6 protein-coding genes are annotated in these 12898 nt (G+C 40.2%); 3 read left to right on the forward strand and 3 right to left on the reverse strand.

The genetic code is table 11. The annotated features are described in order from the left end of the window. The first annotated feature begins 161 nt into the window (after positions 1-161). Entirely contained in the window at positions 162-1820 is a 1659-nt protein-coding gene (locus tag H6G96_RS27340) for an adenylate/guanylate cyclase domain-containing protein (RefSeq protein WP_347242284.1), read from the forward strand. 85 nt (positions 1821-1905) lie between these two features. Here H6G96_RS27340 and speY read toward each other — a convergent pair whose 3' ends face one another. After that, positions 1906-3078, reverse strand: a complete 1173-nt coding sequence (gene speY, locus H6G96_RS27345) for a deoxyhypusine synthase (protein WP_190915393.1) — start codon at positions 3076-3078, stop codon at positions 1906-1908. A gap of 258 nt (positions 3079-3336) precedes the next feature. On the opposite strand from speY, the gene H6G96_RS27350 reads away from it, so the two are divergent. Both H6G96_RS27350 and H6G96_RS27355 read left to right on the forward strand, forming a co-directional pair. Beyond that, positions 3337-4221: a ParA family protein gene (locus H6G96_RS27350; protein ID WP_190915395.1), complete on the forward strand. Its 885-nt coding sequence runs from the start codon at positions 3337-3339 to the stop codon at positions 4219-4221. A gap of 653 nt (positions 4222-4874) precedes the next feature. After that, entirely contained in the window at positions 4875-8255 is a 3381-nt protein-coding gene (locus H6G96_RS27355; RefSeq protein WP_190915397.1) for an amino acid permease, read from the forward strand. A 73-nt stretch (positions 8256-8328) separates the two neighbouring features. Here H6G96_RS27355 and H6G96_RS27360 read toward each other — a convergent pair whose 3' ends face one another. Then, the gene (locus H6G96_RS27360; RefSeq protein ID WP_190915399.1) at positions 8329-9480 is read right to left on the reverse strand and encodes a histidine decarboxylase; all 1152 of its coding nucleotides are present in this window, start codon (positions 9478-9480) and stop codon (positions 8329-8331) included. Between the two features lie 394 nt (positions 9481-9874). Further along, positions 9875-12751, reverse strand: a complete 2877-nt coding sequence (gene ileS / locus H6G96_RS27365; RefSeq protein WP_190915401.1) for an isoleucine--tRNA ligase — start codon at positions 12749-12751, stop codon at positions 9875-9877. Between the last annotated feature and the right edge of the window lie 147 nt (positions 12752-12898).

Below are 12898 nucleotides of genomic sequence, written 5' to 3' on the forward strand. Positions count from 1 at the left end.
GGTTTGCAATAATGCCTCTACTTGTTTTTCTGGAGATTGCTTTTGCGCCATGTGATATATTCTACGGCGCTATGTGCATCTATCTACTTTTTATTTTTTGCACTACCCCGATTTATTGAGCGGATACGTTAGTTTGTCGAACAAAGACTAGGGAAAAGCGGTTGATTGCTTTTTCTTGTTCAGTAATTCCGAAAAAAAGAAAAGGATTAGAAGATATTGTCTACATTGGCCGCGATATTACTGCAAGGCAGCGCCGGGAACAGCTTACAAGTGCTCAGTATGCTATCACTCGTATATTATCAGAATCCCAAAATGTAAAACAGGTAATTCCGCAAATTTTGCAGTCGATTTGCCAAAACTTGGGATGGGATTTAGGTGAGCTTTGGACACCAAGTCAATACATTGGTACTTCCGTACAGGTAAATAGCCTCAATGCAGTACTAAGGTGTGTAGAAATTTGGTCAAGTCGAATAATTTCAGCTCGGAAGTTTAAAGCAATTACCTGGCAAACTACCTATACACCCGGTGTTGGCTTACCTGGTCAAATTTGGATCAGACGTTTGCCCTTGTGGATTCAAGATATCACAGAAGATGGAGACACTCGGCGATCGCAACCTGCTGCTGAAGCGGGATTGCACGCAGCTTTTGGCTTCCCCATCTTAGACGATAGTGAAATTTTAGGATTGATGGTTTTCTTTAGCCGGGATGTACAACCAAAGGATAAAGAACTATTGCAAATGATGGGTTCTATTGGTAGTCAAATCGCCCAGTTTATCAAACGCAAACAAGCAGAAGATGCTCTTGTGGAAAGTGAAGAACGATATCGAGATTTATTTGAAAATGCTAATGACCTGATTCAATGTGTCAATTCCTATGGTCGTTTTTTGTATGTCAATCGTGCATGGCAAGAAGCTTTGGGATATAGCGAAGCTGAAATTGTAAATATGAATGTTTTTGATATTATCCATCCAGACTTTAAACAAGAGTGTTTACAAAGATTTTACCGTGTGCTGTCAGGAGAAAAGATCGGACAAGTAAAAGCCGCATTTGTTACTAAAGATGGTCAAACAATCTTTTTAGAAGGTAATATTAACTGTAAATTTGTCGAAGGTCATCCAGTTGCAACTCGCGGCATTTTTCGCAATCTCACCCAGCAAATAGCAGCAGCAGAAGCGCTGCGCCATCAGCAGGAAGAAACCGAACGTTTATTGCTGAATATTTTGCCAGCAGTAATCTCCAAACCTTTGAAAGAAGCAGCAACTAACATTGCCGAAGAGGTTACTCATGTCACAGTTTTATTTGCAGATATTGTCGGCTTTAGCGAAATTGCTGCTTCTATAAGTGCAATTCAACTGTTAAACTTACTCAAATCGATTTTCTCAACTTTTGATCGCCTCACCGAACAATATGGTTTAGAGAGAATCAAAAGCATTGACGATGTTTATATGGTAATTGGTGGTTTGCCCACACACCGTCCAGATCATGCTCAAGCGATCGCTCAAATGGCACTCCAGATGCAAACTGCGATCGCTCTATTTAATACTGAGAATAACCAAAACTTTAGCATCCGTATCGGCATCCATACTGGTTCCGTAGCTACAAGAGTAATTGAATCCAAAGAAATTACGTATAATCTCTGGGGAGACACCGTAAACATTGCTCACTGCATAGAATATCAAGGTATTGCTGGTAAAATCCAAGTTACAGAAGATACTTATAAGTTTTTGTGTAATGAATTTGTATTTGAAAAGCGGGGCGAAATTGAAGTTCAAGGCAAAGGGAAAATGACCACCTATTTGCTGATTAGACACAAGGAATGAAGGGCAGGAGGCATTGGGTTCAAGAATCAATAGTTTTTCTTCCCCTTCTCCCCCTGCTCCCCCTGCCTCCCCTACTCCCTACTCCCTACGTATTCGGAATCAACCGCCCACAGGGATAAGTCGCTGTTTGCTTTTGGGCACTGTCAGCCACTGCTGCTCGAACCTGATCAGATGGTTGGGTTTTGGCTGCTAAATAGTCTTTTTGCAGTTTATCCAAAATAGCTTCTCGCTTGTCATATACACGCTTCAGGGGACGAGACTGGCACTTGTTCAAAACGTATGCTGTCACCAATGGTAGAGCGATCGTACTATCGGTATAACAAACAATAGTGTTAGGTAACTCTTCCGGGTCAATCTTACCCCAGCTAACGGCTTCCGATGGGGTTGCTCCAGACAAACCGCCTGTATCTGGACGCGCATCGGTAAACTGTATAAAGTAATCGTGTCCTCGTTCTTCTAATCCCAATACTTCGTGAAGTTGCGGTTGAGTCTGTAGCAAAAAGTTCTTAGGACTACCGCCACCGAGAATTACAGCCGCACTTTTACCTCCTGATTCACGGGCATTATATGCGATCGCAGCCGTTTCATTTACGTCAATTGATGGATCTATCACCAGCTGCGAACCTTCCAGAGCCAAAGCCGCCACGTTCATCCCAATTGAGCTGTCTCCTGGAGAAGACGTATATATAGGCACGCCATACTCATAAGCTGTAGCAAGCAAGCAGGAATTCTGCACACCCAACTGCTTTTCTACTTCCCGAACATACTTACCCAGTAAATGGTGAAACTCAGCAGTTCCCATTCGCTTTTGAAACGCCTCTCCTTGCAGAATCTTGCGGATGAACGCATCAGTTTCTAGCAGCACATCGTAACCAAAGATAATGTCATAAATGCGAATAGTGCCTTCTTGGCGCAGTTTCACATCATCCAAAAACGGATTACCAGCAAAGAGTTCAAAACCTAAACCGTAGTGCATATCGTGGTAAAGATTTGCACCAGTGCTAATCATCCAGTCAATAAAACCGTTGCGAATTAAAGGTGCAAGCGCTGAAACCCCGAATCCTGCTGGTGTCATCGCACCGGAAAGGCTAACTCCCACCGTGACACCTTCCGTTAGCACATCACGACTCAGTAATTGGCAGATTTCTCGCAACCGCGCTGAGTTGTAAGCGGTGAAGTATTGATCAATCAAATCCACCACACTAATATCATTTGATATGGGTGTAGGTGCGATTTTTTGACCCAGCTGTTTAGACATTTTGGCACTCCCGAACAGTAAACACGCCGAATCTAATGGTATCTAGCTTTCAACCAAAGTGACAGCAATTTTACCAACTCATTTCATCAAAAAACGGTATGATGGCTGAGATTAAATCGTGTCACCTACCTCAACGCCTACAATTGAGGCAATCTGACCTTTCGAGTTTCCGAAAATATTAAATTTAATGGAAGATTTAATAGATTGATAGAGGTGTACGCTACCTAGATGGAAACGCGTCAACAGAGGACTCAACCAATGGGATATATAATTGCTACTGCAAATATGAAAGGTGGCGTTGGTAAAACCACCCTCACCGTCAATTTAGCTACCTGTTTAGCTAAAAATCATGGCAAGCGGGTGCTTGTCCTTGATTTAGACAGCCAAATTAGCGCTACACTCAGTTTGATGTCGCCTTTAGATTTTGCCAAGCGTCGGAAACAAAGTAAGACATTTAGGTATCTAATAGACGAAGTTATTAATCCAGAGCCACAAGCAAAACTCACAATTCAGGACATCATTCAATCCCAGGTTTGTAATCTTCCTGGTCTGGATTTATTACCAGGGGATATTGATTTATATGATGAATTTGTTGTTTCAGAAATGCTGCATCAGCAAGCAACTGCTTTAGGTGAACAGGACTTCGAAACAATTTGGAATCGCTTTGAAAGAGTCCTGATCAACAATATTTTAAAACCTGTACGTCAAGAATATGATTTTATCCTTTTAGATTGTGCGCCTGGATATAATCTATTGACTCGTAGCGCTTTAGCTGCCAGTGATTTTTACATACTTCCTGCTAAACCAGAACCCTTATCTGTAGTAGGTATTCAACTGCTAGAAAGACGGATTGCTCAATTAAAAGACAGCCACGGGCATGAAACCAAAATAGATATAAAAATGCTGGGAATTGTATTCAGTATGTCTAGCGCTAACCTTCTGACTGGCAGATACTATAAACAGGTGATGCACCGCGTTGTTGAAGATTTCGGTGTAGAGAAAATTTGTAAGGTACAAATACCAGTTGATGTCAATGTTGCTAAAGCTGTTGATAGTTTTATGCCAGCTGTCTTAAATGCTCCCCAATCAGCTGGTTCAAAAGCGTTCTTTCAGTTAACTCAGGAGTTGTTGCAAAAGCTATAGGTCTTCTGTGTTGAGTTAAATAAATACCTAATCCCCTTCCTAATACTAATTCACAAAAATCCTGATACATATAGATTTCTCGTAGGGGCATGGCATTGCCATGCCCTTACCAGCGTATTTGTATCATTATTAAAGTGAAATGGTATAACAAGGGAAGGAGATTAGGTAATAAGCATTAAAGTTACGTGAGTTCGATAAACCTCTCCCTCCCAGTTTCCCTTTCCGTTTCGGAAAGGGAGGAGCAACGAAAAATTCAGCTTTTTGCTCCCCTCTCCGACACAAAGAGGAGTTGGGGGAGATATCAAATAAGACTTGTCGAACTCACGTTAAATTGTATAAACACTCTTTACGGCCGTTAACCGTCAACAGTTAACGGTTATCAGTCATCAGTCATCAGCCTTCATGTAAATGTTCAAGTTAAATGCGTAACAGCTTAAACCGTTCGTAAATAACAAGATTTCCGATTTCTTGAAGTCAAAAATTTTAACATTTTAATTTTCCCCAATCAATTAGGGTTGCTATTTATTGTGTGCAAAAATAAAAATTAGTAAAAATTAAGTAAATTTTCTGACAAGTCCAGTATTTACACTGAAGCTATGTAAGGCGATATTCAGCTATTGAGTGAAAAAGTAAGTAAATTTCGCTAAGAAACAATGATTACTAACAATTCTGTACAGACAGAGACAAATCAGCACTTGGTAATACGCCTACCACGAACTCTGAGTTATCTTGAAACCTGGGGCTTCGGCTTAACGGGTCATGTTGGATGGATTGGTACTGCCCCTATTATTCATGCAGCCTTAGGCCCTAAAGCTATCTTAGTTTGGTTGTTTGGCACGATCGCTTCCTTTTTACTTAACTTGCAGATACAAAGTCTAGGTAGACATTGGCCAGATGTCGCCGGAGGAACACCAAACTATACCACAAGGCTACTAAAAAACTTTCCTGGCTTGGGCCGTTACGTAGCCTTAGGATACTTTTTTAGCTGGGCAGCAGCACCGGCACTCTATGCGATTATTCTTACAAACCTAATTAAAGTCAATCTTGAAACATTAAATATTTCTTGTCCAGAAGCTTTTTTGAAAGTTATTTTTACAGCAATTCCTTTTATTTTGGCTTTCAGTGGCACCCGTGCTTTAGCACTCCTGCATTTATTTTTTGTCTTCCCAGCTATTTTATTACTACTTCTGTTTTGTGTTCAAGGCGTAATATGGTTAGCCTTCTCAGCCACTAGTTTTCAATTTATCCCAACTAGCACACATAGCCTGAGCTTTGAAGAATGGGCAAAGTGGTTTTTTTTGGCTAGCTATTCAATTTATGCTTGTGAAACCACTTCTTCTTTTGTTGCTGATAGCCGCCACCCATATAAAACTTTGAGCTTCTTAACCGTAGCTGCTTGGCTAATTCCTGCGGTGTTTTTAGGTGGTTCTTGGGTATTAATGTGTTCGGCTCCAAATCCAACAATAGACGATGCGTTCTTAAATTTGGTAGAGGCTTCTAAACCTTTTTGGGGTGAATCTGCCTCTTTTATAGTAACACTTATTATTACTATATCCTGCCTTTTAAGTGCTGCTACGGCAGTTTCCAACTCTCCTCGGATATTATACCAACTTGCTTTAGACGGTCAACTTTCTCCTGCATTTGCATTAGTTTCTCGCCACGGTGTCCTTGGGCCAGCTATCTTAGTTACCTTTCTACTAAGTTTGCTTTGTCTCAATTTTGGAAATATACCTCAACTTGTCACGGTAGCAGGCACCTGTTATCTTCTGTCCATTATGGGACTACATCTGGGGCTATGGCTGTGTCGAGGGAAACCGCAAGTACTATGGCCTTGGTGGTCACTTGGTTTTTTCTGTGTAGAAGCAGTAGTTCTAATAGTAGGAGGTTTAGCTTGGAATTGGAGGGATTTTTTAGTAGGTTTATTATTACCCATTGTTTTGATGCTAGGAGATGTAGCGCTACGTCGCTTTAAATTAGCGTCATTAGACCCAAAATGGTGGACACAGCATTACTTGGCTAAGTTTAGTAGAAACAACCAAGATTTTGTGGTACTACAGGTAATTGTCTTAGTATCATTAATTTGTGTTATTGCCACAAGCACTTGGATTATCCGTAATTTATTAGACATAAATTCTAATAATACTCATAATTCTTTGCTAGCTATTTTATTAGTAACGCTCTCTTTTACAGGAGTTGCGATCGCTTGCTGGACAACTCTACCACAAATTGTTGCTATTGATGATGCACGTAAACAAGCAAAAAGCCTATTTATTACTACTCTCGATACCGTTCCAGATACTGTTTTAGTTTTAGATGAAAACGGTAATATATGTCAGACAAATGCCGCTGCTGAAGAGTTATTTCAAACGAATATTCAGCAATTGGTTGGGCAAAAATTGAATCAAATATTAATATGCTATCGCGGCAAACCGGAACAGTGGTCTATTAGAAGTGAGCAAACATTAAAAATAAATCAAGGTTTACGAATTGTTGAATCGACTATCTCACAGCCATTCAATTCTCAGCTACGAGAGTATGTTGTTATTGTTCGTGACATCACTAAGCGGAAGTTAGTAGAAAAAGAGTTAGTTCAGTATCGCCATCATCTTGAGCAGATGGTTTTAGAACGCACCATTGAACTTATTAGAGTGAATCAACAACTTGAAAAAGATATTATCAAGCGTCAACAAGCACAAGAGCAACTATTACACAATAGTCTTCATGACGGGCTAACCGGATTACCTAATCAACGATTCTTTCTGGAGCGAGTGCAGCAAGCAATAGAACGTACTAAACAGCAAAATAAATATTTATTTGCCGTACTCTTCTTAGACTTAGACCGCTTTAAAGTTGTTAATGATAGCCTTGGACATCTACTAGGAAACCAACTTTTAATTGAAATTTCTCATCGACTCAAATCAGTTCTGCGAGTCGGAGACATAGTTGCCCGTTTTGGCGGGGACGAGTTCACAATCTTAATTGAGGAAATTGAGGATATTAGCACCGCCATACAGCTAGCCGAGCGAATTAGAAAAATGCTAGCTTTACCATTTCAACTAAATGAGCATAGAGTATTTACTAATGCTAGTATTGGCATTGCTTTAAGTAAAACAGATTATGAACAAGCAGCGCAGATTCTACGCGATGCCGATGTGGCAATGTACTGTGCCAAATCACTTGGGAAAGCCCGCTATGAGGTTTTTGACCAAAAAATGCATGAGAGTGCATCTTTGCTCTTGGAGTTAGAAACTTCTCTGCGAAATGCGCTGCTTAAGCAAGAAGAATTTCGTCTTTATTACCAGCCAATTATTTCACTGATAACTGGCAAAATTATTGGATTTGAGGCTCTGATACGTTGGTATCATCCAAACCAAGGGCTTATTGCCCCTCAGGATTTTATTCCCCTGGCCGAAGAAACTGGAATGATTCTTAGTATTGGGCAATGGGTGCTTCATGAAGCCTGCCACCAAATGCACAAATGGCATAAACAATTTCCTAGCTCACTACCCCTGACAATTAGCGTTAATTTTTCTGGAAAACAAATCACTGAACCTGATGTGTTTAAACAAGTTAAATATATTTTGCAAGAAACTGGACTGAAGCCACGCAGTTTGAAATTGGAGATTACTGAAACCTTTTTGATGGATAATTTTGAATTAGCTACCACCGTGCTTTCCCAGTTAACAGCGCTAAATGTGGAGTTGCACATGGATGATTTTGGTACTGGCTATTCATCTTTGAGTTATCTACATCGCCTACCAATAAAAACCCTTAAGATTGACCGTTCTTTTGTCAGCAATATAGGTAGTCGAGGGGAAAATTTAGAAATTATTCGAGCTATTGTGACATTAGCTCATAATTTAAATATGTCTGTAACAGCAGAAGGCATAGAAACTGTAGAGCAATTAGCACAACTAAAGGCGTTACAATGTGATTATGGACAAGGGTATTTTTTCTTACCACCTATGGATAGTGAACAAGTAGAAATACTACTTGCTGCTAACTTGTGTTACAAAAACTTTTTAAAACAATAAAATCTTGGAATCAAATTTTTTTTAGAGAAACACGTTGTAAAATCGGGCGATTAAAATCACTTGATAGTCTACATTAGTGTAGTACTGGCTGTAGCTGAGAATTCTCTGCGTTATTCACTACCCCTTCTTCTTGCAAAAGTTCATTGATAAAAATATCAATTTTCTTCCGATTAATATTCTGCATGACTATAATATGTGCCCAATCTTCATAAACTGCTAACTGCCACTTTTTAATTAACCTTTGAGAAGGTTTCTGAAACACGACGGTATTGGAAAAACTATTTAACATACATGGATATTCTCTGATTTGAAGTTGTTGGAAAAGATATTGGGCATTATTAATACAAGTCTTTGCCTCTCTAGCTAATCCATCATAACCTCTTGTTTGTACTGCATACCAGAGAATTAAGGGGGCGTGACCGTTTCTAGACCCGAGAATTGTTGTATCTTTTGAACCAATATATTCAATTTCTGTTTCAACTTTTTCTACCCATTTCTTTTTAGTTAAAACCACACCACAAGGTAATGGAGAACCAATAAATTTACCAGAAATAGCTATACTATCTATAGATTTTTCAAAGCTAACTTGCGGAGCACCATCTAAAAATGGTAATATTAATCCTGACAGGGCAGCATCACAATGGATGTAATAATCTTTAATTTGATTACGCTCTAAAATTGCTATAACTTTGTCTAAGTTATCAATTGCACCTTTAACAGTAGTCCCAATATTTAAATTTATAATTGCTGGATAACTTCGATTTTCGCTAATTAATTGTTCAAAATGCTCATAATTAATCTCTCCATTAATTTGCGAATTAACAGCATTATGCTGGATGCGGAATAATTTGGCTGCTTTGGGTATGGAGTAATGAGAGTCTTGTGATGAGTAAAGAATCCCATTAGGGTAAATTTCTCTTGCTAAAAACATTCCATATAAATTACCTTCAGTTCCGCCAGCAGTAACATAACCCCAAAACTGATCTTCTGGAATTTTATAAAGGTGAGCAAAAAAAGATAAGACTTCTTGCTCAAACTTACGAGAATGAAGACCAAAATCTGGCTCCATATATGGATCTCCAGCATTATTTAATAAATGATTGAAAAATTTGGCTATCAAGCTGTAATCACAATTTAAATTATATGGATAGCCTGCATGAAACTGCGATCGCTGTTCTATTTGCACCAAAAAATCTGCCAACTCTTTCACAACTTTACTTGACATATCTCTGTATTTCTTAAATTTTGATTGAGTTAATGGATGTTTTAGTCTGGATTTTACGTATTAATCCATACCTTAATGTTTTATTAATAATTTTATAATCCGTCTCTACACTTAAAAAGAATACAGTGAGAATACTTATGAATCTTCAGTAAAAACACTTATTTTTTCGCTCAAAAGTATATTATCCATAGAAATTACGCACTGTACAAAATAACCATAATGTGTAGTACGCAAAATATATATTTCAGGCGGTGACGGCAAGCTGATTTTTAGCTGAATGAAAAGATCACCAAGAAGTTTTACTATGCAAAACTATCCCTCTCCGAGTCGGAGAGGGATAGGCTTGAACTTTAATTCAAGGCAGGTAGAGGTTCGTTAAACTCACGTATATTTACTAAAACTCTCCGGCTAAAGCTGCAACACACCGTTCGCAAATTAAGGGATGTTCTGCTGATTCTCCCACACGAGTAGAATAATTCCAACAGCGATCGCATTTTTCCCCGTCTGCTTTGACTACCCCAATTCCCCAGTCTTCCGTCTGCGCTGTATATTCTAATCCTTGCAACCCTTGAGCAGAATCTAATAATTCCACTTGGGAAGTCAGCAATAGATATCGCAGTTCGTCAATACCGTTACCCTTAACAGGGTTAAAGGCTTTGATAGCATCGCCTAACTGTTTGTGAGGTATATGAATCAAAGCTTTGGCTTCCAAGGAAGAACCAATCATTTTTTCAATCCTGGCTTGTTCTAACACCTTATTAACGTCGGTGCGGAGTTGTCGCAGCGCTTCCCAAAATTCTGCTAATTCAGGATTACGCCATTTTTCCTCAACCTGCACCCAACCAGCCTCAAACACCGATTTGTAAGGTGTTTTGTAGGGGAGATATTGCCAGATATCTTCGGCGGTGTGGCATAACACTGGTGCGATCGCTCGTGCTAAATTATCTAAAGCTATCTTCAGCACTGTTTGACAACTGCGACGACGGAAAGCATCCTTTGCACTGATGTATAACCTATCTTTGGCCACATCTAAATAAAAGTTGGATAAATCCACCACGCAGAAATTCTGCACAGTTTGGAAAAAGCGGAAGAATTGGAAACTCTCAAAAGCTTCGGTTACTTCCTCAAACACTTCGCTGATGCGGTGTAGCATATAACGGTCAAGTTCTGGCAATTCCTCGAAGGGAACTGTATCTTTTTCCGGGTCAAAATCATCCAAGCTACCGAGCAAGAACCGCGCCGTATTGCGAATTTTGCCTCTAACATCATTCATTTGCTTGATGATGTTTTTACCAATGCGGACATCGCCGGAGTAATCTACCGATGATACCCACAATCTCAAGACATCTGCGCCATAAGCCGGTTCTACTTTTTGATTTTTACCACCTTCAATGATTGTATTCGGGTCAATCACATTTCCTTCTGACTTACTCATCTTTCGGCCTTGTTCGTCTAAAGCGAAGCCGTGAGTTAGCACAGTTTTGTAAGGTGGAATATCATTCACAGCTACACTGGTGAGCAAGCTTGATTGAAACCAACCGCGATGTTGGTCGGAACCTTCCAAATATATATCAGCAGGGTAGTGTAACTCTGGACGCTGTTGGACTACAGATGCCCAAGATGAGCCAGAATCAAACCATACATCCATTGTGTCTGTACCTCTGCGGTAAGACCGTCCATTATTACGATAGGATTCTGGTAATAATTCTTCAACGGGTAATTCCCACCAAGCATCAGAACCTTTTTCAGCGATAATTGCTTGAGCGTGGTTGATAACTTCCTCGTTTAGCAGTGGTTCTCCCGTAGCTTCGTCGTAGAAAACGGGAATGGGTACACCCCAACTGCGCTGACGAGAGATGCACCAATCGGAACGTTCCGCCACCATTGGCGTGATGCGATTTTCACCTTGGGCTGGAATCCATTTTACCGTGGCGATCGCCTTTAGTGCTTCTTCTCTAAATCCTTCCACAGAAGCAAACCATTGTTCAGTGGCGCGGAAAATCGTTGGTTTCTTCGTCCGCCAATCATAAGGATATTTATGGGGATATGGTTCTTCTTTCAACAAAGAACCAGCCGCAGCCAGTGCATCAATTACCGCTTGATTCCCATCACCCAGCACATTCAACCCCGCAAATTCTCCCGCCTCTTGGGTAAAATTGCCATTGTCATCCACTGGTGCAAGGATAGGTAAACCGTAACGCTGACCAACAATGTAGTCTTCTTGACCATGACCGGGTGCAGTATGTACTAATCCAGTACCCGACTCAGTTGTGATGTAATCACCGCCCACAACAATCGGGCTTTCGCGGTCAAATAAAGGATGACGGTAAGTAGTATGTTCTAAGTCATTCCCCTTAAAGGTGGCTTTGACAGTTAACTCAACTCCCAAGGTTGAAGATAAACGTTCGACTAAATCAGCAGCAACAATGAGATATTTGAAATTACTTTGCGCCTCTGAGTGGGGAACTTCCACTACTGCATAGTTCAAATCTGCATTTACCGCCACCGCCAAATTCCCCGGAATTGTCCAAGGTGTAGTTGTCCAGATAGCCACACCCAAATCAGGCTGATATTCAGCCAACAGTGGTTTTACAGCTTCCGCCAAACTTGTGATTGCAAAAGCTGCATAGATACTGCGGGAAACGTGACCTTCAGGATATTCCAACTCAGCTTCAGCCAAAGCAGTTTTAGAACTTGGACTCCAGTGAACCGGCTTCAAACCGCGATAGATGTAGCCTTTTAAGAACATCTGACCAAACACGCCAATTTGAGCCGCTTCATAAGTCGGCTTTAGAGTTAGATAAGGGTTATCCCAATCACCCCAAATACCGTAACGTTTAAAATTTTGGCGCTGATTATCTACCGTAGCTAGGGCAAATTCTTCCGCTTTCTGCCGCAGTTGTAAAGATGTTAAGTTTTGCCGTTCTGCTGACTTCATGTTCTGCAAAACTTTCAACTCAATTGGCAAACCGTGACAATCCCAGCCAGGAACGTAGCGAACTTTACGCCCTTTTAAGATTTGGTAGCGATTAATAATATCTTTGAGAATTTTATTTAAGGCATGACCAATATGGAGTGAGCCATTAGCGTAGGGAGGCCCATCGTGCAGTATAAATAATTCGCCGGGGTTATTTTCAAATAGGCGATCGTAAATTTTATTTTCTTCCCAAAATTTTTGGATTTCAGGCTCACGCTTGATAGCGTTTGCCCGCATATCAAAGTTAGTCTTGGGTAGGTTTACAGTATCTTTGTAACTTCCTGATTCGGTCACAGTCTCATGCCTAAAATTAGGTGTACAGGTTTTATCAATTATAGAAGATGACCTGATAACCAAAATTCCCTATTTGAACGTGAGTTTGATAAACCTCTCCTACTTTGAATTTTAGTTCAAGTCTCTCCCTTTTTGACCGGGCTACGG

The sequence above is a fragment of the Nostoc sp. FACHB-892 genome (assembly GCF_014698795.1).
Lineage (GTDB): Bacteria > Cyanobacteriota > Cyanobacteriia > Cyanobacteriales > Nostocaceae > Nostoc.

Bases quoted from the DNA above. Each gene is read 5' to 3' on its own strand.
- H6G96_RS27355 (WP_190915397.1), top strand. From the start codon at position 4,875: ATGATTACTAACAATTCTGTACAGACAGAGACAAATCAGCACTTGGTA.
- H6G96_RS27360 (WP_190915399.1), bottom strand. From the start codon at position 9,480: ATGTCAAGTAAAGTTGTGAAAGAGTTGGCAGATTTTTTGGTGCAAATA.
- H6G96_RS27350 (WP_190915395.1), top strand. From the start codon at position 3,337: ATGGGATATATAATTGCTACTGCAAATATGAAAGGTGGCGTTGGTAAA.
- speY (WP_190915393.1), bottom strand. From the start codon at position 3,078: ATGTCTAAACAGCTGGGTCAAAAAATCGCACCTACACCCATATCAAAT.